The 25,338-nt window shown below is 68.6% G+C and carries 19 protein-coding genes and 3 pseudogenes; 8 read left to right on the top strand and 14 right to left on the bottom strand.

What is annotated here, in order from left to right; all coding sequences use genetic code 11:
* Positions 1 to 35: 35 nt before the first annotated feature.
* The gene (locus DIE08_RS10710) at positions 36 to 1,442 is read right to left on the bottom strand and encodes an HD domain-containing phosphohydrolase (RefSeq protein WP_124901866.1); all 1,407 of its coding nucleotides are present in this window, start codon (positions 1,440 to 1,442) and stop codon (positions 36 to 38) included.
* A gap of 229 nt (positions 1,443 to 1,671) precedes the next feature.
* Here DIE08_RS10710 and DIE08_RS10705 point away from each other — a divergent pair, with 229 nt between their 5' ends.
* Positions 1,672 to 1,965 carry an antibiotic biosynthesis monooxygenase gene (locus DIE08_RS10705; protein WP_124901865.1) on the top strand — a complete coding sequence of 98 codons (294 nt, stop codon included), beginning with the start codon at positions 1,672 to 1,674 and terminating at the stop codon, positions 1,963 to 1,965.
* A gap of 111 nt (positions 1,966 to 2,076) precedes the next feature.
* The gene (locus DIE08_RS10700; protein ID WP_124901864.1) at positions 2,077 to 2,811 is read left to right on the top strand and encodes an ABC transporter substrate-binding protein; all 735 of its coding nucleotides are present in this window, start codon (positions 2,077 to 2,079) and stop codon (positions 2,809 to 2,811) included.
* A gap of 170 nt (positions 2,812 to 2,981) precedes the next feature.
* Here the strand turns inward: DIE08_RS10700 and DIE08_RS10695 are convergent, their stop codons facing one another.
* From DIE08_RS10695 to DIE08_RS10630, 13 genes are all read right to left on the bottom strand, one after another.
* Positions 2,982 to 4,418, bottom strand: a complete 1,437-nt coding sequence (locus DIE08_RS10695) for a hypothetical protein (RefSeq protein WP_124901863.1) — start codon at positions 4,416 to 4,418, stop codon at positions 2,982 to 2,984.
* Between the two features lie 146 nt (positions 4,419 to 4,564).
* Complete coding sequence (locus DIE08_RS10690; RefSeq protein ID WP_124901862.1) at positions 4,565 to 5,560, bottom strand: hypothetical protein; 996 nt, start codon at positions 5,558 to 5,560, stop codon at positions 4,565 to 4,567.
* 3 nt (positions 5,561 to 5,563) lie between these two features.
* Positions 5,564 to 6,865 carry a hypothetical protein gene (locus tag DIE08_RS10685; RefSeq protein ID WP_124901861.1) on the bottom strand — a complete coding sequence of 434 codons (1,302 nt, stop codon included), beginning with the start codon at positions 6,863 to 6,865 and terminating at the stop codon, positions 5,564 to 5,566.
* Between the two features lie 3 nt (positions 6,866 to 6,868).
* Complete coding sequence (locus DIE08_RS10680; RefSeq protein WP_124901860.1) at positions 6,869 to 8,245, bottom strand: hypothetical protein; 1,377 nt, start codon at positions 8,243 to 8,245, stop codon at positions 6,869 to 6,871.
* 33 nt (positions 8,246 to 8,278) lie between these two features.
* Positions 8,279 to 9,325 carry a hypothetical protein gene (locus DIE08_RS10675; protein ID WP_260436506.1) on the bottom strand — a complete coding sequence of 349 codons (1,047 nt, stop codon included), beginning with the start codon at positions 9,323 to 9,325 and terminating at the stop codon, positions 8,279 to 8,281.
* Positions 9,326 to 9,381: 56 nt separating this feature from the next.
* Entirely contained in the window at positions 9,382 to 11,175 is a 1,794-nt protein-coding gene (locus tag DIE08_RS10670; RefSeq protein ID WP_124901858.1) for a hypothetical protein, read from the bottom strand.
* 58 nt (positions 11,176 to 11,233) lie between these two features.
* Positions 11,234 to 12,706, bottom strand: a complete 1,473-nt coding sequence (locus DIE08_RS10665) for a S8 family serine peptidase (protein ID WP_124901857.1) — start codon at positions 12,704 to 12,706, stop codon at positions 11,234 to 11,236.
* Positions 12,703 to 13,479 carry a hypothetical protein gene (locus tag DIE08_RS10660; protein WP_226116824.1) on the bottom strand — a complete coding sequence of 259 codons (777 nt, stop codon included), beginning with the start codon at positions 13,477 to 13,479 and terminating at the stop codon, positions 12,703 to 12,705. The genes DIE08_RS10665 and DIE08_RS10660 overlap by 4 nt, the downstream gene beginning before the upstream one ends.
* A gap of 41 nt (positions 13,480 to 13,520) precedes the next feature.
* Positions 13,521 to 13,784, bottom strand: coding sequence for a hypothetical protein (locus DIE08_RS10655; protein ID WP_124901856.1), 264 nt, complete (start codon positions 13,782 to 13,784; stop codon positions 13,521 to 13,523).
* A complete protein-coding gene (locus tag DIE08_RS10650) occupies positions 13,781 to 14,944 on the bottom strand; it encodes a hypothetical protein (protein ID WP_185715849.1) in 1,164 nt (387 codons plus the stop codon). Before DIE08_RS10650 ends, DIE08_RS10655 begins: the two co-directional genes overlap by 4 nt.
* 19 nt (positions 14,945 to 14,963) lie before the next feature.
* On the bottom strand, positions 14,964 to 18,746 hold the full coding sequence (locus tag DIE08_RS10640; RefSeq protein ID WP_260436505.1) for an N-acetylmuramoyl-L-alanine amidase: 3,783 nt from the start codon (positions 18,744 to 18,746) through the stop codon (positions 14,964 to 14,966).
* 9 nt (positions 18,747 to 18,755) lie between these two features.
* Positions 18,756 to 19,154 (bottom strand): DUF3467 domain-containing protein, encoded by a 399-nt coding sequence (locus tag DIE08_RS10635; protein ID WP_124627392.1) that lies wholly within the window; start codon positions 19,152 to 19,154, stop codon positions 18,756 to 18,758.
* Positions 19,155 to 19,315: 161 nt separating this feature from the next.
* On the bottom strand, positions 19,316 to 20,278 hold the full coding sequence (locus DIE08_RS10630; RefSeq protein ID WP_124901853.1) for a sigma-54-dependent Fis family transcriptional regulator: 963 nt from the start codon (positions 20,276 to 20,278) through the stop codon (positions 19,316 to 19,318).
* Positions 20,279 to 20,875: 597 nt separating this feature from the next.
* Between DIE08_RS10630 and DIE08_RS36170 the strand changes: the two are divergent.
* The 6 genes and pseudogenes from DIE08_RS36170 to DIE08_RS10600 all read left to right on the top strand — a co-directional run.
* Positions 20,876 to 21,277 (top strand): annotated as a pseudogene (locus tag DIE08_RS36170) (acyl-CoA dehydrogenase); the annotation flags it as partial.
* Positions 21,278 to 21,323: 46 nt separating this feature from the next.
* Positions 21,324 to 21,608: pseudogene (locus DIE08_RS10620) on the top strand (acyl-CoA dehydrogenase family protein); the annotation flags it as partial.
* 108 nt (positions 21,609 to 21,716) lie between these two features.
* A pseudogene (locus DIE08_RS10615) lies at positions 21,717 to 22,401 on the top strand (CoA transferase); the annotation flags it as partial.
* A 446-nt stretch (positions 22,402 to 22,847) separates the two neighbouring features.
* Positions 22,848 to 23,357, top strand: a complete 510-nt coding sequence (locus DIE08_RS10610) for a hypothetical protein (RefSeq protein ID WP_059679939.1) — start codon at positions 22,848 to 22,850, stop codon at positions 23,355 to 23,357.
* A gap of 56 nt (positions 23,358 to 23,413) precedes the next feature.
* Positions 23,414 to 23,926 (top strand): hypothetical protein, encoded by a 513-nt coding sequence (locus tag DIE08_RS10605; RefSeq protein WP_044846926.1) that lies wholly within the window; start codon positions 23,414 to 23,416, stop codon positions 23,924 to 23,926.
* 256 nt (positions 23,927 to 24,182) lie between these two features.
* Positions 24,183 to 25,337: a c-type cytochrome gene (locus DIE08_RS10600; RefSeq protein ID WP_124901852.1), complete on the top strand. Its 1,155-nt coding sequence runs from the start codon at positions 24,183 to 24,185 to the stop codon at positions 25,335 to 25,337.
* Position 25,338 lies beyond the last annotated feature (1 nt).

Below are 25,338 nucleotides of genomic sequence, written 5' to 3'. Positions count from 1 at the left end.
GACCGATCGCGCGCCACGGCCCGGCCGGCGCAGCGTCAGGCCGGCGACGTGCCGGCCGGCGCCTGCGTCGACGCGGCGGCGCCGGTCATCACGAGAATGTCGAACGTCGTGCCTTCGCGTGCCTCGAAACGGCGCACGAGCTCGATCTGGTGCGCCGACATCACGCTGCCCTTCGTCATCAACAGCACCCCGCGATGCGTGCGCAGATCGTCCGCGAGCTGCATCCCCTCGCGCAGTTGTTCGGACCGGATCTCAGCGACGGACGCCGCGATGCGCAGGCTTGCCGGATCCCGCATCAGTTCGATGAAGCGCGCGACGAGCAGTGGGTCGTAACGCACGCCGGCCTGAGAGTGCAGCACGTCGATCGCCTGCTCGACCGAATGCGGCGAACCGATCTCGCCGTTGCGCAACCCTTCGAAATCGCGCGCGATCGCGACGATCCGCGAGCCGAGCGGAATCGCGTCGCCCGCGAGCCCGTCCGGCGTGCCGCGTCCATTGAATCGCTCGTACTGGTGCAGCACGATCGACGCGACCTTGTGCAATTGCGCAACCGGCGTGAGCACCATCTGCGCACGCAGCGGGTGCTGCTGGAACAGGCTGTGTTCGTCCGTCGTCATCTTCACGAGCGGCTTGTGCAACAGCTCGTCGGGCAGCGACAGCTTGCCGATGCCGTGCAGCAGTCCCGCGAAATACACGTCCTGCGCGTGCAGGCTGCTCATCCCCGCCGACAGCGCGAGACGGCGCGCGATCTCGCCGACGCGCATCGCATGCCCGCTCGCCGACCCGCAGCGCATCTCGATCATGCTCGCGCAGACCTGCACCATCGCGGTGAAGCTGCTTTTCAGGTCGTGCTGCGCCGCTTCGAGAAACATCACGGTTTGCCCGAGCTCCTCGGTGCGCGCGCGAACCTGTGTTTCGAGTTCCGTATTGAAGCGGCGCAGCGCTTCGTTCTGCGCTTCGGTCAGCGCGGCCAGCCGCGCGGCCTCGCCCCGAAGGCGCCGCTGTTCGAGCGCCTGCTCGATGGTCATCAGCAGATCATGATCGTCCCACGGCTTGTTCAGGTAGCGATACACGCCGCCTTCGTTGACGGCCTCCACGATCGACGCGATGTCGGAATAGCCGGTCAGCAGGATGCGCATCGTGTCCGGGTAAAGCGCGCGAGCGCGGGCGAGAAACGCCGCGCCGCTCAGGTTCGGCATGCGCATGTCCGACACGATCAGATCGACTTCGGTCGACGCCAGGATGTCGAGCGCGGCCTCGCCGCTTTCGGCGGTCAGGATGGTGTAGCGCGCGGGCCGCAACACGCGCTTGAGCGCGGACAGCACGCTCGGCTCGTCGTCCACCAACAGGATCGACGGGGCGGCCGCGAGGATGTCGGATGCGGCCTCGGCGATCGTTTCGGGTGGTGCATCATTCGTTCCGTTCATCGCGGATGTCGTCATGGCTGTCCTCGGATTGTTTATCTTCACTACCTCTGTGACATCGGCTCGTGCCGCGTATTCCACATTAGGGAAAACGCTGACGCGCATGAGCCGATCAGCCGCACCCATCGCACGGTCGGCCGGGCGCGAGCCGGCCATCCGGAACACGTGATGCGGACTTCCGGTATCGTTGCGGGACGCGTCGATCATGGCGCGCCCTGTCGCATCATTCACCCCGCATGGAGCATTCATGATTCTGGAAATGGCATCGCTCGAAATCGATCCGTCGCTGGCCGAGCAATTCGAAGCGGCGGTTCGCCAGGCACTCCCGCTGTTCGCCCGCGCGCAGGGCTGCGGCGGCGCCGAGCTGCACCGCGTGATCGAGCGCAGCGGCGGCTACCTGCTCGTCGTCAAATGGGACACCGTCGACGATCACATGGTGCGTTTCCGGCAATCGGACGACTTCCAGGCGTGGCGTCAGCTGGCTGGGCCGTTCTTCAAGAGCCCGCCGCAAGTCGTGCATACGGAAGTCGCGGTGAAGTAGTCGAGACGAGGCAACCGCCGCAACGAGCCAACCGATCCGTCACGGATGATGCTGCCTCGGCGCCCTGACCGTTCGCCGTTCCCGCACATCCGATTCCTTACGAGCCCTTTCATGACCGTCGACCCTTCCGTCCTCTCCGCATTCACCCCGACCGGCAAGCTGCGCGCGTCGATCAATCTCGGCAATCCGATCCTCGCGAACCGCGACCCAGCCACGGGCGAGCCGTTCGGCGTATCGATCGACCTCGCGCGTGCGTTTGCCGAGCGGCTGCCGGCCGAGCTCGAACTCGTCGTGTTCGACACCGCCGGCAAGTCGGTGCAGGCGCTGACCGAAGAACGCGCCGATTTCGGCTTCTTCGCGGTCGATCCGCTGCGCGGCGAAACGGTCGCGTTCACCGCACCGTACGTGCTGATCGAAGGCTTCTATCTGGTGCGCGACGATTCGCCGATCCGCAGCAACGCGGACGTCGACCAGCCGCACAACCGCGTGGCCGTCGGCAAGGGCAGCGCGTACGACCTGTTCCTCACGCGCGAACTGAAAGCCGCGCAGATCGTGCGCGCGCCGACATCGCAGGCCGTGGTGTCGACGTTCGTCGAGCAGCAGCTCGAAGTCGCGGCGGGCGTGAAGCAGCAGCTCGAGGCCGACGCGGCGAAGACGACGGGCCTGCGCCTGCTCGACGAGCGCTTCATGGTGATCCGCCAGGCGATGGGCGTGCCGAAGAGCCGCGGCGAAGCGGCCGCCGCGTTGCTCGGCACGTTCGTCGAGGAGATGAAGGCGTCGGGCTTCGTCGCGGATTCGCTGCGGCGGCATGGAATCGTCGGTGCGTCGGTCGCACCGCGTGCCTGATCGACGCACACGTGAAGTCATCGTCACGATGCCGGCGCGTCAGATCGGCGCTGGCAGTCGCCCCCAGCGCCACCTCGTACTCGACACGTCGCTCGCGCGGCTGAACGTCGTCATCGACGGGATCCGGCGCGGCACGGTGTGTCGCCAACGGCCGCCGGCGCGCACGTTCATCACGCTGCGCGGTGTCCCGCCGCCGTTGTGCCGGCAGGCGATCGAGGTGAGGCCATCGTGGGCGGCGCGGGCGACGAGGACGCTGCGGCGCCCGACCCGGCCGGCGGCGTCGGCGCGGGAGCGGTAGCGGGAGCAGACGCCGAATTCGGCGACGAGGCTGAAGAGGCCGACGAGCCCGGCTGGCTCGCGTGCGCGCCCCCTGCCGAACCCGACGCCGCGGAACCCGAAGCCGCAGGACCGACGGGCGGCGGCGCGCGCAGCCCGCCGTCCAGCGAGGTCCGGCGCGCGGCCATGTCGGCCTGTTCGGCGCTGCGCTGGGCGGTGCGATCGGCTGACAGACGCGCCGCTTCGGCATCCGGATTGATCGTGTTGACACGGATGCGTTCGATGTCGCCCACGCCCGCCAGCCGGTTCAACGGTACGTAGTCGGTACGAAACACCAGTTCGACGCCGCTGCTCAGGTTGACGTCGGCGTGCGAACTCTCGGTCGTCTGGGTTCGGTCGGTCGACACGTAGCCGATCGTGCTCTGCACATTGGCCTCCGCGCCCCACGGCCCGAAGCGGGCGCCCCCGCTCACCCCCACCGTGTTGCGCGTGTCGAATTGCGAGCCACGGTCGTTGGCGGCGGCGCTGCTCGCGTCGATATGAAAATTCATCGCGGCGTTGAGCCGTCCACTCTCTATGACGATGCGCTGCAAACCCATCTGCACCATCGTCGCGAGCAACTGCTGGCGGTTGCGGGCGAGCACCTGCTGGGCAAGCGGCACCAGGCGCTCGGGATCGGAGGCCGAAACCGCATCGCCCGGCCCCAATCCGAGCGCACTGCGCAGCGCGGCTTCGGCGGGCGGGGTCGCGCCCGGGCGCAACGCCAGCCGGGTCGCGGCATCGCGCTCGGCCTGCAGTTCCTGCTGGCGCTGGCGGCGCTCGTCCGGCGGCAGGCCTGCCAGTTCGTCGGCATCGTCCGCGGCTTCGTCGTCGCCGGTGACCTCGTAGGCGGTGGGGAAATGCTCGGCCAGCCACTGCCGCGCGCCGGCGATGCCGACGTTGCTGTCCGCGAAGCCTTCGGTGGTCTGCGCGACATTGCGGATCAGGTCGACGAACGCGGTCAGCTGCTGCTGGTTCGAATCGTTCATCGCCTTGAAGACGCCCGTGATCAGCTCGGTCACGAAGCGCGGGAACGACACCGCGTTGAGCACTGCCCGGGTCGTGCCGGCCATCCGGTCGATGGCGGTGCCCGAATACTCCGCGCCCGCGTTCTGCGCAACGGCCAGTGCCGTGCGGGGGCGCGCCGCGAGTTCGTGGTGGTCGAGCGCGAACGAGCCGATCCGTGCCAGTCCGGACGCAAGATCGCGGCGCATGGCCGGATCGAGCGCGCCGAAGCCCTTCTGCGCGGACAGCAGTTCGCGGACATGGTGTCGAACGTCGGGCCGCGGCACCGGCGAACGCGCAAGATGTGCGCTTGCCGCCATCTCAACTGCTCCGCCGCGTGGCATGCGGCCGGGATGGCAGCGGCACGTCCGCCGCCGTCGGTACCCGGATTGCGCCGCCCGTAGCGCGACGGCCTGAGCAGCGTGGTTTCATGTCAGGATCCGAGTGCCGCCCACGGGTTTCCCGGCGCGGCCGGGCGCGAAGCCTGCGGCACGGCGCGGCCATCGTCCGGGGCGGAACGCGCCGGGCCGTCGGGTTTCTCGCCAAGACTGAGCGTCGCCTCGATCCAGTCGGCGGCCGAGGCGATCACCGGATTGTCCGTGCTCAGCAGCGGCGACGCGGCGCCCAGCACGTCCGCGACGTCCGCCAGCCACGCGATCACGGTCATCCCCGCTTTGCCGCGCCGCACATAGGCGGCGGGCGAACGCGACGGCTGGCGCGCGAGCCGGTCGATGCCGGCGACCACGCCCCAGATGTCGCGTGCGGCGAAGCCGTGACGCAGGTCGGCATGGCCGAGGATCGCGAACGCGTCCCTGAGCATGCCGACGATTTCGCCGGCCATGAACGCGGTCACGCCGGTACAGGCGGCGCCGAGGTTCTGCGCGAGGGAGCGGGCGGCGTTGCGGACCCGCGCCTGCTGCCCGAGATCCCCGCGCGGGTCGGCGCCCGGCGTCTCGTCGAGCTTGTAGAGCGCCTCGCAAAGCTCGAGCATGCACTCCTCGAACGGAACATTGCGCTCGGCATCCGCCGCGGCCGGGCCGTACGCAGTCCCGAACAACCGCGAATAAAACGCAGCGCGTTCGCCGGCCGCCAGCTTTTCGGCGCGGTGGCGCCACCAGTTGACGACCAGCGGCTCCGCGCCGCCGAGGTCGACGCCGACGGCACCGCTCGCGGACAGGCCCGCGAGCGCCTCGACCGCGGGAATCACACCCGCGGACTCGAGGTCGGCCGCCAGATAGAGCGACGCGAGCGCCCGCAACTGCGCCTTGTCGACGCGTGCTGCAACGGGATCGGGGATCGCGATGTCGCCGAGTTCGTCGAGTGCGAACGCGAGGCCGTGCGCGGTCGCACGCTCGACGAGCCGCTCCCCCGACCGGATGGCCGCCGCGAGTCCGGCATCCGCCGGCGGGACGATGAGCATGCGCGCCATGATTCAGTGCTGCCCGGCGGGCAAACCGGCGGCGGGGGCCGGTTTGTTGGGGTTGTACGGCGTCGAATTGCCCTGGATCACCGACATCATCTCGGGCGTCGCCATCTTGTCGAGCGGCAGGTAGTCGCTCTTGAAGTTGACGCGCACCTCACCCGAGAGCTTCGCTTTCACCTCGGCCTTCGATTCGCTCGTGTCGTCGAGCGCCGACCCGACGGTGGCCACGTGTTCCTGCTGCCCCTCGAAGGCGGCGTCGGCGGAATACGGCGTATACCAGCTGCCGTAATGGGCGTTGAGCGATTCCTTGTATTTCTGGCTTTCGCGGTCGTGCATCGACGCTGTGTAGGTGCGTTTCGCGGTATCGCTCGCGCGCATGTCGAATACCACCTTGGCGTTGATCGACCCGTCGGTGACGACGATGCGATTGATGCCGAGCATGACCATCGACGACAGCAGCTGCTGGCGCTGCTTCGCCATCTGCAGGCGCGCCGCGGTGACGAGGCGCAACTCGGATTTGTCGTCCGACAAGTCCGTCACCGGCGGATCGAGGTTGTAGTTCCGGCTGATCTCGGCAAGCCGCTGCTGCGCGTTGTCGCCCTGCGCCACCAGCCGCGTCGGAGCCGCCGCCGCGGCCGCACCGGCGCTGTCCGCGTCGAACGCGTCGGCGCCGTCCTGCGCCTGCACCGACAGCACGTCCGGGAACGAATCGGCGAGATAGTCGCGGCCGGCGCCCTCGCTGATGTTGTCGCTCATGAACTGGGCTGTGGTCTTGGCGACATTGGCAATCAGCTCGCCATACGCACGCATCTGCTCGATCGAGCTTTCCACGATCGCCTGGAACACATTCTTGATCAGCCCTCCTACGAACTTCGGGAAATCGACCTTCTGCACCATCTGGCCGAACTGCTCGACGCCCTGCTTCACCGCGCCGGCCTGGAAGTCCTTGCCGGCGAAGCCGGGATCCTGCGCGAGCTGGCGCTTGGTCGCGGTGACGGGATCGTCGGCCAGCGTCGCGGCGGCCGGCGCCGGCTGCGGCGGTGCGACGGGGTGCACGAGCCCGGTGGGCGGCAGTTCGCCGTTCGCCTCGCGCTCCGCGATCTCGGCATGCACGCCGTTCGGATCGGCCAGGTAAGCGAGCACGCGCACCGTATCCGCGGCGATGCGGCGGCGCTCGTCGTCGGGCAGGTCGAGGAACGACGGAATCGCGGTCAGCAGGCGGCGTACCTCGGGCCGCGTCGCGTCGAACGCGGCGGCGCTCGTGGGCGGCCGCACCGGGTGAAGCGCGTCGGGGGAAGCGGGCGGGCGCATGGCTCAGTTTCCCTTGGCCGGCGCCGAAGCTGCCGCCGCGGCCGGGGCTGACGTCGCAGCGGGTGCGGCCGCAGCCGGCGGCGTTTTCGGACCGGGCAGCACGTTGGGATCGGCCGGCGTCGCGTTGCCGGTGATGGTGGCAATCATCTGCGGCGTCGCCATCTTGTCGAGCGGCAGGTAGTCGCTCTTGAAATTGACGTCGACCGCGCCGGACATCTGGATCTTGGTCTGCATCGCCGCGTTGCTGGTTTCGGATGCGGCAGTCGACGCGGTGATGATCGGCTTGTTCTCGTATTCGTAGTCGCCCTTCGCGTAGTAGTCGGCGCTGTACTGGCGGCCGTTGTCCTTGTCGTTGCTGGAGTCGTACTTGCCGCCGCGATCGTAGGTGCCCTTGCCCGCGTAGGTCGACTGGACGTTGCCGTCCTTGTCGCGGGCGAGGTCGACGGCGGTGGCGCTGCGCTGCTTGGTGAGCGTGTCCTGCGCGCGCACGTCGTAGATGATCTTCGCCGAGATCTTGCCGTCGGTGACGACGATGCGGTTGATGCCCATCAGCACGATCGACGCCAGCATCTGCTGGCGCTGCTTGGCGAGCTGCATCTTGAAGCGGTTGACGATGGCCAGCTCGGAGGCCTCGTCCGACAGGTCGAAGGTATCGCCGTCGCCCATCTGCAGGCGGGCACGCACGGTCTTCGACGCCTCGTCGGGGTCGACTCCGTCGCGCACCTGCACGCGCGGGCTCGGCGTATCGCCGCTGTCGTCCATGCCGATCTCGAACAGGTCGGGAAACTGGCCGACCATATGATCGCGCGCCTGGTTCTCGGTCACATGTTCGTCGGCGAACTGGCCGAGCGATTTCGCCACCTGCGCGATCATTTCCTGATAGGCCTTCATCTGCTCGATCGAGCTGTGCGTGATCGACTGGAACACGCCGCTGATCAGGCTGGCGACGAATGTCGGAAACTTGACCTGGTTCAGCAGCTCGCCGGCGACCGCAGCGCCCTCACGCGCGGCCGACGCGGTGAACTTGGACTTGCCGATGTCCTCGACTGCCTTGTTGTGGACATTGAAATCCTGCTCGTGCGCTGAATGATCGGTGTTGTCGTCGAGCGCGCGCGCCGTGGCGGTGCCCAGCCCGCCCGGGATTTCATTGCCGGCAAACCCTTCCGGCCGGGCCAGATAGTCGGCGATCAACGCGGTGTTGCGCGCGATGTCGCGGCGATCGGCGTCGGGCATCGCGTTGTATGCCTGCGACCGGGTCAGCATCTGCGCGACGCCGTGGCGCACTTCGTCGGCCGGCACCGGCGGCGTATGGCGCGGTGCGACCGCAGCGGCTCGAGGCGGTGGCGCGATCGGCGTGGGACGGGCAGCTTGCGGGAACATGGCGACCTCGCGGGAAACGCGTGACGAAGCGATTCAGTTGGCCTGGACAGGCGCGTCCACAGGCAGTTCGAACTCGACCGGGCGCAGGTAGAGACTCACCCGTGGCGGGCAGGCCGCGTCCGTGCGCAGGCTGATGATCGAGAAGCGGCCCGGCCAATGCGCATCCTCCGGCGTAAACGCGCCCATCCATCGCTCGAGCGCCTGCAGCCCGCGCGGACGCTCGGCGAGCCCCATCGTCAGCAGGCTGAGGAACGCCGGCGGCACGTCGGGGATCGCCGAGAGCAGCACGTAGAGCTCGAAATCCGGCCCGTCCGGCCCGAGCCCGAACGCGAGCAACGCACCATGCGGCGGCAGGTCGAACCGCCCGCCGAGCACCAGCCCCAGAAGCTGCATGATGCCGGGAAGCCGATGGCCGATGCCGAGCGCATCCATGACCGGCTGCAGATCGGCGAGCCGCAGCGCCCGGGTGCACGCGAACGTGAGCCGCTGGCCGCCGAGATCGCGCTGGGCCGCCATCGTGGTAAAGAGCGGCTTGAGCCCGGGCACCATCCGCAGCGCGGCCTGGACGATGCCGGCCAGGTCGCGGGGCAGGTTCTCGATCGTGCCGGCGTCGCCGGGCAGCTCGTAGTACACCTTGGACGCATAGAGCCCGTCGCGGTCGTAGCTGGAGCCGAAGAACGCGCCGTAATCGAGGTTGCCGCCCGGCCGCGCGAAGCCCCGGAACGGCTCGCTCGCCTGGTCGAACCAGTGCAGCGCTTCGCGGCCGATGAAGTCCCGGATCAGCTTGCGCATTTCGCGGGTCGACTCGTCGCGCCGGTCGATCGCAGACGCCTCCGGCGGCAACGGCTCGATCGTGAAGCGCAGCTTGCCCGGCTGGCTTTCCGAGAAGCTGGGCTCGAACGGTACCGCCATCGGCATCAGCGCGTTGTCGCGGAACCGCAGATCGTCGGCGTCGTCGCCGAACGTGCGCAGGAACAGGTCGCGCGACGGCGCGAATGGATCGGCGGTGCCAAGGCTTCGCGCGGCGCTTCTCAGGCGTCGTTCGACCCGGGCGACGACCGGTTCGCGGGATGTGGTCATGGGCATGGCTCGGCTCCGGCAGGGTTCGGGAATGGCGCAGCGCACGCAACGCCGGTTCAGTGCGGACGGTTCGAGTAGTAGCTCGCCCCGTTATGCGTGCCGACGCCGTAGCCCGCCTTCACCGGCACGCCCGCACCCAGGCCGATGCCGGCGCCGATATCACCGACGCCGTCCAGCATCTCGCGCGCCATCGCCGGGATCGGCACGGGCTTCGACGTCATTTGCGGCGCCTCGCGCGGCTGCGAGAACTGCTCGATCTGCGTATCGGTGGTCGCGGTATCGGCCAGCCACAGCTCGCACGCGTTGACCAGGTCGTAGTCGGTCGGGTCGACGGTCGACTTGTGGTTCGACGAGACGTCGGGGTTGGCGATCTGGTCGATGCTGAGCAGCGGGCCGGTCGCCTTGTTGACGCGATCGACGTTGTTGGCCAGCCACGCGGTGATGATCGTGCCGCAGGTCGCCAGCGTGCGATAGCGCGAGCTGGTGCGCGCGCCGCCCAGATCGTAGGTCGCGACCTGGTCGATCACCTGCCACATGTCCTTGGCGCCGTAGCAGCCGCGGATCTCGGGGTCTTGCAGCAGGTCGATCATGAACTTGACCTGCGACTGGATCTCGCGCGCGGCGTAATGCGCCATGCCGTAGCCATGCAACGACAGGTTGCCGGCGAGATCGCGGGCGGCCTTGCGCACCTGCTGGTGGTTGATCGGGTTCGGCACGCTCGCACGCAGCAACGAGTCGACTTCGGTCTGGCGCACGAACGACGAAACCGACGACACGAAACGGATCCACAAATCGTTGAATTCGCGGTTGCCGGCAGTATTCGGATCGCCGCCGGGCACGCCGAGCGTGATGGCCGCGAAGTTCTTGCGCTCCTGCTCGGAGATGCGGTTCGGCGTTTCGCGCCAGTAGCGATAGAGCAGCTTGCCCGCATTGCCCGGACCGATCGGCAGCGTGCCGTGCTGGAACTGCTCGACGATGCGGTCGACCACCTGGAACACCTTGAGCTCGTCGAACATCGCGGCAACGATCATCGGGCCCATCACGCGCACGTTGTCGGCGACGATGTTCGCGTCCTCCAGATCCTCGAGGTTCGGCAGGTCGATGCCGAGATCGGCGATCGCGTCCTCGCCGCCGATGTTCTGGACGGTGTTCAGCTCCTCGTTGATGCGGCGACGCAACTGCGGCTCGTCGGCCTGGATCTTGCGCGCCTGCAGGCCGCGCATCACGCGCGCGAATTCGGTGGTGACCACCCCCGGCTGCTCGCCGCCGCGGCCGTCGGGATCGCCCTCGATGCACAGCAGCGCCAGCACCCGCTGCGCCAGCGCGCCATACGAATTGGCCTCGCCCACCGCCGCGAAAAACTGGCGGGTGAAGGTGTTCATCAGCACGTTGTCGTCGTCCGGTACGGTCTTGCCGCCGTCGACTTTCACGGGCGGCGGCGTGGCTCCGTCCACCGAGAGGATGCCCAGCACCAGCGCGACGAGCGTGATCGACGCGGGCTCGGGGTCCGCACCGTTCGCGCCATTGGCACCGCTCGCGTCGCCCGTGCCGAACACCAGCTGGCCGTTGATCTCGGAGAGCAATGGCGGGTTGACCAGCGACTTGCTGGCCAGCAGTTCGCGGGTGGCGACGAACAGCGGATCGCACACCTCCGGAACGCCGTCGGACGGCTTCGTGTCGTAGACGACCGCGAGGATGGCCTTGCACAGCGCGAGCTGCTCCCGCTCGGCGGCGACCGGCGGCCGCTTCAGCGACTCGAGCCGGTTGACGATATCGACCAGCCCGTCGCGTGCCCGGGTCTCGAGGTCGACGAGGTCGAGGAAGCGGACTTGATTGTTGACATGAAACATTTAACTTCTCCTTGAAATCCGGTCGGTTCGGGGGAGTGAACGGGATCCGGTGCGCAAGTCAGCCGTCGTCGGCACGGCCCTCCTTGCCCGTGCAACCGTCGTCGCCCGCCGCTTCATACGCGTCGATACGGCCGGACAGCCCCTGCAGCGCCGCCGCCGCGTCGAGAATGCCGGCGCCGCACCCGTCGGCCGCGCCGGGCGCGAACGTGCGCGCGGTGGCAACGAGCAGATCGCGCACCGTCGCGCCGTCGAGCGGATAGGCGCGGCGCTGCGCGTAAGCGACGAGCAGCGCGGCGGCGCCCGCGACGAACGGCGCGGCGAAACTGGTGCCGGTCGCAAGCTGATAAGCCTCGATGGCGCTCGTCAGCACCCGTTCGCCCGGTGCGCATAGCGCGACGTGCGGACCGCGCGTCGAGAACGGGGTCGGCCGTCCGTCGTCGCCCACGGCGCCAACCGCGATCACCTGCGGGTAGGCGGCGGGCCAGTAGCGGGTCACACTGCCGTTGTTGCCGCTCGCGGCAACGAGGATGCAGCCGCGCGCGGCGGCATACGCGACCGTGTCGGCATGCGGTTTCGGGCGGTTGGCGGCGATCGTCGCATCGTCGGTGCCGAAGCTCATGTTGATGATCTTCGCGCCGAGGTCGACCGCGAGCTTGAGCGCGCGATCGAGGTCGGCGATCGCGCCGAGCCCGATCGCATGCACCTTGCCCGGCAAGCGGGCTGCCGCCAGCGCGCGCATCGGCAGGATGCGGCAGTCGCCACCCAGCCCGCGCGGCATCGCCACGCCCTCCGCGGCGATGATGCCCGCGCAGCCCATGCCGTGACCGACGAAGCGGTCCTCGGGAAAATCGCCGCGATGGCCGTGACCGCTCAGCAGTTGCACACCCGGCGACAGATCGCCGGGCTCCAGCCGCACCGTATCGGCGCCCGCGCGAAATGCATGGGCGAATTCGGGATGCTGGCGAGCGATGCCGCTGTCGATGAGACCGACCGTGACGCCGCTGTCGCCCGGCTCGATCGCGTGCGCCTCGGCCATGCGCACCAGCGCGCGCGCATCCTGCGCAAACCGCGCGGCCGGCGGCACGGGCGCCAGGCGGCCGGGCGCGTCCATCGGGACCGTCGCCACGTAGTTGGGCGTCACGCTTTCCACGGTCGCGAGCTGGGCGAGCGAATCGCACAGCTCGCCGATCGGCGTGCCGGCCGGCACGCGCAACAGCAGCGTGCGGGCCATGCCGGTCATCTGTTCGATCGCGTCGTATCCGAGGTGCGCGTGCCCGGGCACCCAGCGCCCGGCTGCCGCGCTGAACGGGCGCACCGCGAGAAAGCGCCCGGCGAACGCGACCACGATGCGGTCGACCGGGCCGCCGTCGATGCATTGCGCGGCGGCCAGCGCGCCGCGCGTCACGTCGCGGATCGACGGCACGTGCTCGGGCGCTTCGCCGAGCGCCAGCTTGACGAGCAGGCTGGTCGGCAGGCTGAACTGACGCTCGCCGGGCGATGCCCAGGGCGTGCCGAGTGCATGGATCGTCATGGCCGCGCCTCCTCCTGACCGGGAACGGCGGCCAGCGTCATGGGCCTGGCCGCGGGCGCCGGCGGCGGCGCGAATGCGCTCAGGTCGAACGCCAGCGCGGCCGCATGCCGGCTCGTCGGCGAGACGGCGAGTTCGCCGGCCCACTGGTCACGACCGGGCGCGAGCAGCAGCTCGTCGTCCGTCGATTGCAGCACCGCGACCGGGCGATTGCCGATCCGCACCAGCGGCGCGTGCGTGCCGTTGACGAGGTTGCGCCCGATCACGCGCAGCAGCGGCGACGCATCGGGCTGCGCATCGGTGGCGGGCGCCACGGGCTCGACCCGCTCGACACTCGGCGCGGACGCCCGGTCGAGCGCCCGGCGCAGCCGGTCCACGGACAGGTTGGTGACGCGACCGATCGCATGCACCATGTCGCGCTGCTCGGCCTGCCGAAATTGCCGGACCGTGCGCACGCCGGCCCATTCCAGCCGTTTGCGGTCCTCGGCCGAGAGCTCGTCGCCCAGCGCGTCGAGCGGCTGGTCCTTGCTGTCCTCGGAAAGCGCGATCGCGTTCTCCTCGATCGCCGGCCGCGTGATGGTCGTGAAGACGAGATGGAACGTGCTGCTGTCGGTGTCGCCCGGGCCGGCGGGGCGAATCCAGACCTCGCTTTCGACGAATTCGACATGGGCACGCAAGTCGAGGTTGACGTCCTTGATCGCGAAAGTCAGCGGCAGGTTGAGGTTGCGTGCCTTGATCGCCATCGCCGCCTGCGCGTTGTCGAGCTGGCTCTGCACGGCCTGGATGAAATCCTCGAGGCGCAGGCTGGCGTTGCTGTTCATTGCCCCGCTCCGTCGACCGGCACGGCTTCGAGGACGATCGCGAGCCGCGCCGGCTCCGGATCGAAGGCCGTGCGGGTCAGGAACTGCGGCAGGTCGCCGACCAGCTCGATGCCGTCGGCGCCCCGCGCGACGCGCAGGTCGAGCGGCAGCTCCATGGCCACCGAGCGCACCCGCAACCCCTGCGCCGCCCCCGCAGTCAGCTGTTCGACAACGTCGGCGAACGCGCCCAGCGTCTCGCCCAGCGGCCGCGGCGAAATCATGTCGGTTCTCCCCGGGCGGATACGGGTGCAGCCGGGGCCGCCGGGGTCACCGGCGCGGCGGACGAGGCGGGCACCGCTGGCACCGCCGGTACCGCCGCAGGCACATGCGTCGCGACCGAAGCGGGCGCTGCGACCGGTGCCGCGGGCTGGGCACCCGTTGCCGCCGGCGGCGCGATCCGCGCCGCGGGCCGGCTGTGGCGCTCCAGCAGATTGCGCGACGCCTCGTCGACGAAACGGTCGAGCGGCAGCGTCTCCGACGCGAAATTGATGCTCACCTTCCCGGTCAGTGTCGCCTTGAGATCGGTGTCGGTCTGCGCATTGACCGCAACGGTCGAGACCGTGGTGACGACATCGCCCGACGTTCCGCGTCCGCCCCAGGTCGTCTGTCCCGACGACGGGTCGTTCGACGTCGCATACTGCACGGCGGCCCGGTCGCGCGCCTTGGCCTGGAAATTGAGACTGGCCGCGATCGTGCCGTCCTTGACCACGACCCGCTGCATGCCCAGCAGCACCATCGTCGACAGCGTCGACAGCCGATGCTGCGCGACGCGCTCGCGGGCGCGGGGCAGCACCACCGATTCGAGCGTCTGGGTGTCGAACGCGCCGTCGGCCGCACCGAAATCGGTGAGCCACGCGGGCGCGGGTGTCGTGTCGTCGTCGTTGCCTGGCCGGGCTACCGGCGCGAGGCGGTATTCGCCGCCGTCCTGCACCAGCGTCACGTCGTGCGGATATTGCTCGACCAGCCACGCGCGCGCCTGTCCGTCGGTCACGTTCTCCTGCGTGAACTGGTCCAGCGGCTTGGCCACCGCGCCGACCAGGTCGGCGAAACTCTCCACTTGCTTGATCGAGCTGTCGACGATGGCGTCGTACGTGCCATGCACCAGGCTCGCGACGAAGGTCGGAAAGTCGATCGCATCGGCCAGCGCCGCCGCACGCCGGCCGATGGCGTCCGTCGCCTTCTCCTTGGGCGGCGCCGACGCGCCCGGGGCGTCGGACACCCCGCCGCCGGCCGGCGCCGCTTGCGGCAGCGCGCCGTCCTGCCTGCCCGGGTCGCTCGATCCGGAGCCGTCGACGATCTCGCGGCCGAATGCGTCGCGAGCAAGTGCCACCGCGGGCGTTACCGCGCCGCGTGGTGGCGGAGGGGGGATGAGGCGGGTCATCGCGCGTGTCCCTCGAGGGTCAGGCAGGTTGCGGTTCGCGCGGCGCGGGCTGCGTGCCGCTTGCCGGAAGCGGCGGCGCGCCGTCGGCGCCGTGCACGGTCTCGAAGCGGCCGTCGCCGTTCAGCGCGACCTCCGTCACCCCGACCTGATCCTCCTCGCCGGCATGCCGGAACGTGGTGGTGATGCGCAGCTTGACACTCGCCCGCTCGGGGGTTCCCGTACCGCGGCCGATATCGGCGCGCACGAACGCGGTCCAGCCGTCGAGCATCTGCCCCTGGTCCGCGGCAATCGTCACGTCGCCGACCGCTCCGCCCTGCCACGCCCAGTCGATCGACACCGGCGCCGACGTGCGGCCGCTCGGCCCGTCGATGTACGGCCAGTCGTCGAGCGTGATGCGCTGGCCCTGCACGCGCGGCTGCCCCGCGCCACCCGCCAGCGCATTGGCGGGCTGGACCAGCCCCGCCAGCTGCGCGAGATCGTAGCTGCGCCCGTCGCGGCTCTCGGTACGCCGGGTCAGGGTCACGCCGAAGCCGAATTCGCCGCCCGCGGCCGGCGGCTCGATGCCGAGCGCGTAGCCTGCGCCCGCCGCGCTGCCGCGATTGATCGTGTGGCCGAACGTGCCGCCCGAATGCATGAGCTGGATTACGCCGATGCCGGCCGCCGCCTCGTATTCGGACACGAAATCCTCGTAGGTCATGATGTAGCGGCTGCCGGTCGCATGGGTCGGCGGCAGGGTCCGCGCGCCGGGATGGCCCGGCGTGCCGACCACGCGGTCCAGCGGATCGGTGATCCGCACGAAATACGCGTCGCCGCTGCGATACATGCCCGTCACCACCACCGCATGGAAGAAGTTGACCGGCGCACGCACGACTTCGGCGACCCAGATCGGCCCGTTCGCCTCCAGCAGCCGCCGAAAGCCTTCGGGCGCGAAGCACGCGTTGGGCTCGACCGTGAGGGTCGACGCACTGGCGAACCCCGCCACTTCGGCCGGCGCCAGGCCGTCCCGCATCTGGCGCTCGAGGCTGATGCAGCGCGCCAGCAGCGCCGGATCGACGCTTTGGTTGTCGCGCCAGCCGAGCACCATCGATGCGGCCGTCGCCCAGCACCCCATGTCGGTGGGCTGCGGGGTCATCTGCACGTCGTCCCAGTTGACCGTCCAGTCGTCGGCCCCCAGCGCGCGCGCGGCGCCCGGCGCGACCGCCAGCGCCTGACTCACGCCGAAGAAGCCGCGGCTCGGGATCGGCGCCTTCAGGTGGCCGACGTATGCGAGCGTTCCAGGAGCCATCGTGCCGGTCGACAGGCTGGCGAGATCGCCCGGCGGCACCCAGTGAGGCGGCACGGTGACGATCGGCCTGCCTGCGTCCTGGAAGGACTGGGCGACCAGTTGCGAGCAGAAGAAGTTGTCGGTGTCGGCGCCGTCTCCGAGTTCGATGCGGCCGACGAAGCGGCGGCAGCGCTCCGCCGCGTCGCCCGACAGCAGGTCGCACGCGCGGCGGTCGATCAGATAGCTCCCGCAGCGGACCAGCCCGACGTAGTTGAAACCGCGATCGAGGTAGCGCGCGGCGGCATCGGCGACCTGCCGCTGCTGCGTATCGGTCAGGCCCGGCACCCGAAACGCGACCGCGAGGCGCGCATCGGCCAGCGCATCCGCGAGCGGGCGCAGCTGGACCCCGCCGGGAATCGCCTCGATCACCTGCCCGCCCTGGCCGACGTAGAGCATCGCGTGGCTGACCTCGGCGCCGGAGCCGGCACGAATGACGCCGGAGCCGGGATTGCCGGTGGTGCTGAGAATGATGTCGCCGATCTCCAGTGCATCGGTGCCGATCGACAGGCCGCCGACGCCGGGATCGAGCGGAATGTCGTCGCCGAGGCCGCGGGCGGCGAGCCACAGAGCCTGGCCGGCCGCTTGCGGCTGGCAGGTGCGGCTGCTGACCAGCCGCATGAAGTAGTCCCAGTCCCAGTTGCCGTCGGGGCAGGCGGTATGGCCGGTCGAGGTGTCGGCCTCGCGATGGCCCATGATCGTCGTGCGATTGATCGGCAGTTGATACTTGTCGCATAGCGACGCGACCAGCGCGGCCGAGGTTTCGTACTGGAGCTGGGTCGGCGCCAGCGCGTCGAAATGCTGGACGGTGCCGTTGCGACGCGGGTAGTCGGCGCCGCCGCGCTTCACCGCAATGTGTTCGATGCCGATGCTGCGCTGGTTCGAGCCCTTGCAGTGCCACGCCGTGTCGGCCTCGGAGACGAACTGGACGACTTCGCCCTCCTGCCCGACCAGATAATGCGAACTCACCTTGGACGCGGCATTAGTGAAGGTATTCACCACCCGCTGGACGGTGGGTACGTCGGCGATGTGGATGATGATGCGGTCGATCGTCTTGCTGCCGCGCCCCTCGTCGAAATTCGGGCTGGCCGCGGTGCGCGTGACGAGGCTGTTCTCGCGCGCGCCCAGCGCGAGCGCGCTGGCCGTCGCGGGCGGCTCGGCGGCCGCATCGTCGTCGCTGTACGGCGGCGCATCGATGCCGTAGGCCTCCGGGTCGTCGCTCAGGGCGTGCGACCACGCGAGCGACGACGAGGTGGCAATCGTGCCCGCCGCGGCGCGCGAAACACCGACGAAGATACTCACCGGGCTGCCGACGCTGACGCCGGCCGACAGCGTGACGCCGACGAATTCGCCGCGGGCATTGAACAGCGCCGAGATGCCGCCGGCCGCGCTTTCGCCGACCATCACGCCGGCGGTCGTGCCGGTGCCCGAGAAATCGTCGATATGACCGCGCAGCAGGCTGATCTGGCCGGTGAGGCTCGCCGACACGATGTAGCCGAAGTCGAGCTCGCCCGACACGAACACGCCGATGTCGTCGCCATTGGCGTCGAAGATGACGCCGACCGCGCCCGAGGCCCCGGATTCCATCCCGGCGCCCGCGCCCGCGCCGATCGACACCGACAGGCCGTTGCGCATCGCGACCGGCAACAGCAGCATCAGCGACGCGGTGGCCGGATTCGCGCTCAGGATCGCGCGCAGCGCGGCCCGCTCGACGGTCGATAGCTTGCGCGGCCGCGGCCAGGTGAAACTGCGTCGCTCGCCGGCGATGCGGAACTCGACATCGTCGCTCATCCCCTGCGAGACGGGCGCCGGCGCGGCGGCGGACGCCGGGTGCGCGGCCGGCACCGGTGCCGTTGCGGGGGGCTTCGCCGCGACGGGCGTTGCGGCATTCAGCGGCGGAAGCGGACCGAAGCCGTCGTCGTAGTGAACATCGTGATGCGGCGCAACGGGTTCGACGGCCGGCTGCGGCGCGGCGGAGACGGCTCCCGGCGCGGCAGGCGCCGGTACGGCGGTCGCGCCCGGCCGGCTGCCGTCGCCCGCCCAGTTCAACATCGGACTCCTGACGGCGGCGCCACCGCGCGTCGGAAACACGCGGACCCTGCGCAACCCGCGATCGCTGAGCCCCGACAGCGACACGTAAGGGCTGTCGGCATTCGGCAACACGTCGATCGTCCACGCGTCGGCATCGGGCGACGCGGCGGTGGCGAGACCGAACCACAGGCGGCTAGCGCCCACGAAGCGAGCCAGCACCGCCGGCGGCACCATGAACACCGCTTCGCCGCGCGGGATCGCCAGCAGGCCGTCCTCGCGGCTGGTGTAGAACGTCGACGAGGTGCGCCCGTCCTTGCGCGTGAACAGCGCGGGATCGGTGGCGATCACCAGTTCCGCGACGCACGGCGCGTGGCCGACGCGAATCGTGAAGCTCAGCATCGGGAAACGGTCGGTCAGGACCATGCGGTTGGGATGGAGTTGCGCTGCCATGTCGTGTCCTCAGCTCTGGTTTTGATCGGGCTCGTCGCGACGGCCGCCGAGCATCGGCTTGCTGCGCGCATCGATCGCGCGCCGCTCGAATTCCTGCGGGGGAAGAATCGCCAGATCCGTTTCCGGTTCGCCGATGTCGGGGATTGCGTGGTGGGCCGCCTCGAACTGGGCGATCGCGCTCGCCAGCAGTTGCGCGAGCAGCTTGGCGTGCACCGGGCTGACCGCGACGCGGCTCATCAACTGGACGTTGCCGGTCTGCGGCTCGACCTGTCCGGCATCGATCAGGAACTCGAACGCGTTGTGCCCGACCTCGAAATAGTTTGCATAGCTGGCGAGCAGCGGCCGTGGCGGGCCGGCCGGCTGCGCCGGTTCCGGCGGGGCGTCCTGGAGTGGCTCGATGACGTGCACGACGGCCTCCTTGCATGGCGACGGGCGGTCTGTCCGTGTTGCTTCGCAAGGAGCGGGCCAACGCGTGTGCGCTGACGCAAGCGCATGATTTGCCGTGAAATTTCCCGACCGGAGCGGGATTCGCGAAAGCTGCGGGGCTGTACCATGTGACAGCCCGGCTGTCACACCGAGGCAGTGTTGCCGGCGTCCAGGTTGTACTTGGCCAGCTTGCGGTACAGCGTCATGCGCGACCAGTTCATCTGGCGCGCCGCTTCCATCTTGTTCCAGTTGGTCTGGCGCAGTACCGAGACCAGTCGCTCGCGCTCGTGCTCACCGGCCGAAAAGTTCTGCAGGAAGAGGCGGCGGAATGCCGGCGGCAGGTCGCCCAGCCCGAACGGACGCCCTTCCGGCGCATCGACGAACAACGCCTCGACCAGGTTGCGCAGCTCACGCACGTTGCCCGGCCACCGGTAGTGCCGCATGCACTCGAGCAGCGCCGGATCGGGCCGCCCCACCCGCATCGCGCGCCGCTCGTTATGTTCGGCGACGAAGTGATCGACGATCGACGCGATGTCCTCCGGCCGCTCCCGCAGCGGCGGTATCTCGATGCGCGCGACGTTCAACCGATAGAACAGGTCGGCGCGGAAACGGCGTTCCGCGACCAGGTCCTCCAGACTTTCGTTGCTGGCGGCCACGATCCGGACATCGACCGGGCGCCGGCGCAGCGAGCCAACCGGCGTCACCGTGCGGTCCTCGAGCAGGCGCAGCAGCTTGGCCTGAACGGCGGGCGGCATCTCGCTGACTTCGTCGAGGAACAGCGTGCCGCCGTCGGCCTCGACGAAGCGGCCGGGAAACGCGTTCTGGGCGCTGGTGAAGGCGCCGCGCTCGTGACCGAACATCTCGGATTCGAACAGGCTGTCGGGCACCGCGGCGCAGTTCACCGCGATGAACGGCTTGTCGGTCCGGGTGCTGAGGCGGTGGACGGCGGTGGCGACGCGCTCCTTGCCAGTGCCGGTTTCACCGGTCACGAGCACCGTCGTATCGGTCTGCGCGACCTTCGCCAGATAGCGGCGCAGGTCGGCCATCGCCGGGCTCGAGCCGTGCAGCCCGAGTGACGTCGCGTGAATGCCTGCGGTCGTGCTCATGCGCGCGCCGTTCGGCTAGCAAACCGTTGACGGATGACGCGCAGCCCCGAATTTCATCGCCACTTCCCCCGCTGGATGTTGAGGAACAAGGCAAGCATCCTCTATGGCGATTGTCGGCACGCGTTTAATTAGTACTGTGATGCGTGTTGAATGGATGAGCCGCGTGTCTCGGCGCCGGCCGATAATCAGTGTAGTTTCAATATCGAGCTTCGTACAACCTGCCGACGGGCGATGTCTGCGCGCGACCGGCCGGCCGCCGATGCGAGGGCGAGCCGATCGACGCGGGCATGCTCGGGCGCAATGGCGAATGTGTCATTTCACGCATGTTCATCGTTCCGTCCGCAATCAGCATGACGAACGAAAGACCGATCGCGGCATTGGTGAATGCGTATCGTTCACGCGGCAGGACTTCGCACACCGCATCCGCGGCAGCCGAACGCGGCGACTGGTCGTCCGCGCACTGGCTCGCGGACTGAGCCCGCGCGTCCCGCGCATCCCGCCCGTCACGACGGCGCGGATTCGCCCTCGCGCAACGTGATGCCCGTCCACGCGCCACTCGCGGCCAGTTCGCCGATCAGCTCGACGATCGTTTGCCGCGGCACGCTTGGCTTCGTCACTGTCGAGCACTTGATCGAATCCGCGGGCGAAGTCGCGATCCGCGAGGAACACGACATCGTCTATCGCGGCCCGGCCGCGCCTCCGCCGAAGGCCGCACCCGACGATGCGCAATGGCAGCGCGACATCACGCCGGATGAAGTCATGCTGTTCCACTATTACGCGCTGACCTTCAACGGGCATCGCATTCACTACGACCGCACCTACGTGCGCGACGTCGAAGGCTATCCGGACCTCGTCGTGCACGGCCCACTGATCGCGACGCTGCTGCTCGAACTCGTGACGCGCGCGCTGTCCGGCGCGACGATCGTCGAATACGCCTATCGCGCGGCACGGCCGACTTTCCTCGGCAACACCTTCAGCGTGTGCGGCCGCCTCGCCGACCACGTCCGCGATCGCGATCCTCGCCTGACATTCCGGAATCCGAAACATGAATCATGCCGACGCGTACCAGGACATTCGCGAAGCCGCTCGCGACATGTGTGGCGAGTTTCCCGCCGAATATTTCCGCAAGATCGACGCGGAACGCGGCTATCCCGAAGCGTTCGTCGACACGCTGACGAAAGCTGGCTGGCACGCCGCACTGATTCCGCAGGAATACGGCGGCTCGGGCCTCGGCCTGACCGAGGCATCGGCGATCATGGAGGAAATCAACCGCGCGGGCGGCAATTCCGGCGCGTGTCACGGCCAGGTGTACAACATGGGCACGCTGCTGCGCCATGCTTCGGTTGAGGCCGCGAGCCTGATGCGCTTCGAGGCCGAGCGCCGGTTCGACGCGCGTGAGCCATGCGGCGCGCAGGCGAACATGGCGAAGCTGCTCGCCGCCGCCATCGCGGCGGGCATGTATGCGTTCACGAACATCCTCGCCGCGCTCATCGAACGCAGCCGCACCGGACGCGGCCGGCTCATCGATGTATCGATGCTCGAAAGCATGGTCGAGTGGATGAGCTATCCGCTCTACTGCGAGATCGACGGACAGCCGCCGCCGCGGCAAGCCGGCGCATCGCACGCGACGATCTTTCCGTACGGTCCGTTCACGGCCGGCGACGGGAAGACCGTGCTGCTCGGGCTGCAGAACGAGCGCGAATGGAAGCGCTTTTGCGAGACCGTGATCCGCATGCCCGAGTTGGCGGCCGACGAGCGCTTCGGGTCGAACAGCCGCCGCGCCCCGAATCGTGACGAACTCGCGGCCGTCATCGTCCGCGCATTCTCGACGCTGACGGCCGCCGACGTGATCGACGGCTCGAGCAAGCCGGCATCGCGAACGCGCGAATGAACGACATGCACGGCGTCTGGACGCACGAACAGCTCGCCGCGCACATTGCTGGACCCGCGTTGATACGCCTGCTGGCGAGATCCCTGCCCAATTGCCGCCCGGTTTCGCACCGAGCGATGAGCCACGCATGGATCCGGTGCCGGCGCTCGGCCAGCATACCGATGCCGTGCCGCGCGAACTCGGCTATGCCGATGAAAAGATTCACACGTTGCACGTCACCGGTGCGGTCTGACCGGGCCTTTCCGCGCTGAGCGAAACGCGCCCTTCATCGTCATATCGAAGCGCGCGACGCTCGGCGTCCCGTGCGTCGCGATCGGGCTGCCGCGTGTCGAAACGCGGCAGCAGGCGCTTGAGGAAGTCGCGCCGGGGGCGCGCGACGCGGATGGCGCGGCGGTGAACCCTGGCGTCACGCGGGCCTGGTTGCCGGCGTACCGGCCGCGACGGACATTCAACGTTCGCGGTCAGGCGGCAGCAACGAGCCGACGCGCGAAGGGTTCGAGAAAATGGGTTCAGTGTGGATTTCCGCTGATGTGTTGTTCGCCCCATCTACAGCGCACTCGCACGATGACCGGCTGCACTGAAGCGTGATCGCGTGTAACCACGTACGCGCGCACAGGTACCACGCTGCCGATGGTGACATAAAATAGAACGTACTCCAGACTGAAAAAGGGGGCCGACATGAGGCGCCTCTATTTCCTCGTACCCGACACGCAGATGGCCAAGGCGGTCGTGGATGACTTGCTCCGCGCGCGCATCATCTGGCGCCATATCCACGTCCTCGCCGATCACAGTGTCACGCTTGATGAGTTACCCGAAGCGTCTTTGCTGCAAAGCAGCGATGTCGTGCATGCGCTCGAGCGTGGTGTCGCACTCGGCGGCGCGACGGGCGCGCTCATCGGTCTCGTCGCGCTCGTATACCCCCCTGCAGAGCTCGTGATCGCGGGCGGCGCCGTCGTCGCATTGACGATGGTGGGAGCGGGCTTCGGCGCGTGGACGGCCGGGATGATCGGCATCGCCGAGCCCAACGCGCGACTCGAGCGGTTTCGCGAAGCGATCAAGGAAGGCCAGATCCTGATCATGGCCGACGTGCCGGCATTGCGAGAGCAGGAAATCGAGCAGATGATCGCCCGACATTTTCCGAATGCGGATCTGGAAGGCGGCGAACCCACGTCACCGGTTTTCCCCTGACACCCGAAAACCGGCCTGCCTGAGTGCTGAGGTTGATCCTTCAGCAAGGAGGTTCTATGGAACTGCACATTCAATCACACCATTGGCAACGGCGCATGCCGGACTGGCTCGCCGCTGCCGTAGCCGGTCTTGCGGGTGGCGCCCTGGTGATCGTGCTCGAATTCTTCTGGTCGACCATGGTGCTCGATGAAAGCCCGTGGCAACCGACCCACAAGATCGCGGCGATGGTGATGGGCCGCGGTGCGCTCGAACAGATGTCGGTGTTCAGCTTCAGCATCGTGGGAATGGCGCTGCTGCTGCACTATGTGCTCGGCGCCATCATGGGGATGATCCTCGCCGCGATCATGGCCCCGTTCCGCTTCGATTCGAGCGTCGGCATGGAGGCCGTCATCGGCTTGGCTTTCGGGATCGTCGCGTACGTATGGAACTTCTACGTGATGACCGCCGTGTTCCCGTGGTTTATCTCGGAGCGGGGATCCGGACCCTTGTTGGCCAACCTGCTGTTCGGTGTGGTGACCGCCGTTGTCTACGGCATGCTCGAACGGCGCAAGCAGAACGCGATGCACTGACACGCCGGTTCGTCGCGGCGGGTGGCATCGTCTGTCGTGCGATGCATGCGGGTATGGGAGCGTGCCTCCCCCCCTTGCGCTGCCTTGCACGATGCAAAGGCGCGGACTACCTTTTCTTTAGAGCCGCCGACGACGCTTGGCGAATCGGTCTGGGTGGACTGCCGGCAAAATGTAATACGAAATCCGGCAAGGCGGCACGACGATGCCAGGAGCGCGGGTTGGCGGCTCCGGCGAGTGAGGCGCGGCGAGGCGGCCCATGGCGCTTGCGATTGCCCTGATCGTGATCATCGCATTGGCGGTGGGGTTTCACTTTGCCAGTCCCTGGTGGATCACGCCGATCGCGTCGAACTGGGTGCGCATGGACGACATGCTGACGATCACGCTCGTCATCACCGGCGCATTCTTCATCGCGATCAACCTGTTCATCGCGATCGCACTGATCCGCTACCGCCACCGCGGCGGGCATCGCGCGGCCTACGAGCCGCACAACCGGCGGCTGGAATGGTGGCTGATCGGCCTGACCGCCGTCGGCGTGGCGGCGTTGCTGGCACCCGGTCTCTTCGTCTACGCGGACTACATCCGGCCGCCACGCAACGTGCTGCAGATGGAAGTGCTCGGCCGGCAATGGCAATGGCGCTTCCGCTTCGCCGGCACCGGCGGCAAGCTGGGCACGACGGACGCGCGCTACGTCAGCAACGACAACCCGTTCGGCCTGAACCCCGCCGACCCCAACGGCCGCGACAACTACCTGATCGAGACGCCCGAGGTCCACCTCCCGCTGAACCGGCCGATCCAGGTTCTGACACGGTCGCTCGACGTACTGCACGACTTCTATGTGCCGCCGTTCCGTGCGCGCATGAACATGGTGCCCGGCATGGTGACGACCTTCTGGTTCACACCGACCAAGGCGGGACGTTACGACATCCTGTGCGCGCAGCTGTGCGGCATCGGGCACTCGAACATGCGCGGCGTGGTGGTGGTGGAAGACGAAGCATCGTTCTCGCGCTGGCTGGCGCAGCAGACCACCTTCGCGCAGCGGCAGCAGGCCGGCGTGCAGGCCGCTGCCGCCACGGCAGGCGGCAGCGCCCAGGCGCTCGCCGACCAGGGCAAGGCGCTCGCGGCAGCCAAGGGCTGTTTCGCGTGCCATACCGTGGACGGCAGTCCGCGCGTGGGCCCGACCTGGAAGGGCCTGTACGGCAAGACCGAAACGATGGCCGACGGCAGCACCGCGAAGGTGGACGAAGCCTATCTGCGCGCGTTCATTCGCAACCCGACGGCCCGCGTCGTGAAGGGGTACGCGCCGATCATGCCGCATTTCGACCTGAGCGAGCAGGAGCTGACCGCGCTCGTGACCTACATCGAATCGCAAGGCGGCCCGGCCGCCAGCACCGCGGCCAACCGCCAGCCCTAGC

Source organism: Burkholderia sp. Bp9004, from assembly GCF_003858025.1.
Taxonomy (GTDB): domain Bacteria; phylum Pseudomonadota; class Gammaproteobacteria; order Burkholderiales; family Burkholderiaceae; genus Burkholderia; species Burkholderia diffusa.
The sequence above is the reverse complement of the archived record's forward strand: the minus strand, read 5'-3'. Positions and strand labels throughout refer to the sequence as shown.

Excerpts from the sequence above, each read along its gene's own strand:
- DIE08_RS10690 (WP_124901862.1), bottom strand. The coding sequence starts at position 5,560 with ATGGCGCGCATGCTCATCGTCCCGCCGGCGGATGCCGGACTCGCGGCG.
- DIE08_RS10705 (WP_124901865.1), top strand. The coding sequence starts at position 1,672 with ATGATTCTGGAAATGGCATCGCTCGAAATCGATCCGTCGCTGGCCGAG.
- DIE08_RS10650 (WP_185715849.1), bottom strand. The coding sequence starts at position 14,944 with ATGACCCGCCTCATCCCCCCTCCGCCACCACGCGGCGCGGTAACGCCC.
- DIE08_RS10610 (WP_059679939.1), top strand. The coding sequence starts at position 22,848 with ATGAGGCGCCTCTATTTCCTCGTACCCGACACGCAGATGGCCAAGGCG.
- DIE08_RS10670 (WP_124901858.1), bottom strand. The coding sequence starts at position 11,175 with ATGTTTCATGTCAACAATCAAGTCCGCTTCCTCGACCTCGTCGACCTC.
- DIE08_RS10675 (WP_260436506.1), bottom strand. The coding sequence starts at position 9,325 with ATGACCACATCCCGCGAACCGGTCGTCGCCCGGGTCGAACGACGCCTG.
- DIE08_RS10655 (WP_124901856.1), bottom strand. The coding sequence starts at position 13,784 with ATGATTTCGCCGCGGCCGCTGGGCGAGACGCTGGGCGCGTTCGCCGAC.
- DIE08_RS10700 (WP_124901864.1), top strand. The coding sequence starts at position 2,077 with ATGACCGTCGACCCTTCCGTCCTCTCCGCATTCACCCCGACCGGCAAG.
- DIE08_RS10605 (WP_044846926.1), top strand. The coding sequence starts at position 23,414 with ATGGAACTGCACATTCAATCACACCATTGGCAACGGCGCATGCCGGAC.
- DIE08_RS10710 (WP_124901866.1), bottom strand. The coding sequence starts at position 1,442 with ATGACGACATCCGCGATGAACGGAACGAATGATGCACCACCCGAAACG.
- DIE08_RS10680 (WP_124901860.1), bottom strand. The coding sequence starts at position 8,245 with ATGTTCCCGCAAGCTGCCCGTCCCACGCCGATCGCGCCACCGCCTCGA.
- DIE08_RS10665 (WP_124901857.1), bottom strand. The coding sequence starts at position 12,706 with ATGACGATCCATGCACTCGGCACGCCCTGGGCATCGCCCGGCGAGCGT.
- DIE08_RS10630 (WP_124901853.1), bottom strand. The coding sequence starts at position 20,278 with ATGAGCACGACCGCAGGCATTCACGCGACGTCACTCGGGCTGCACGGC.
- DIE08_RS10685 (WP_124901861.1), bottom strand. The coding sequence starts at position 6,865 with ATGCGCCCGCCCGCTTCCCCCGACGCGCTTCACCCGGTGCGGCCGCCC.
- DIE08_RS10600 (WP_124901852.1), top strand. The coding sequence starts at position 24,183 with ATGGCGCTTGCGATTGCCCTGATCGTGATCATCGCATTGGCGGTGGGG.
- DIE08_RS10640 (WP_260436505.1), bottom strand. The coding sequence starts at position 18,746 with ATGGCAGCGCAACTCCATCCCAACCGCATGGTCCTGACCGACCGTTTC.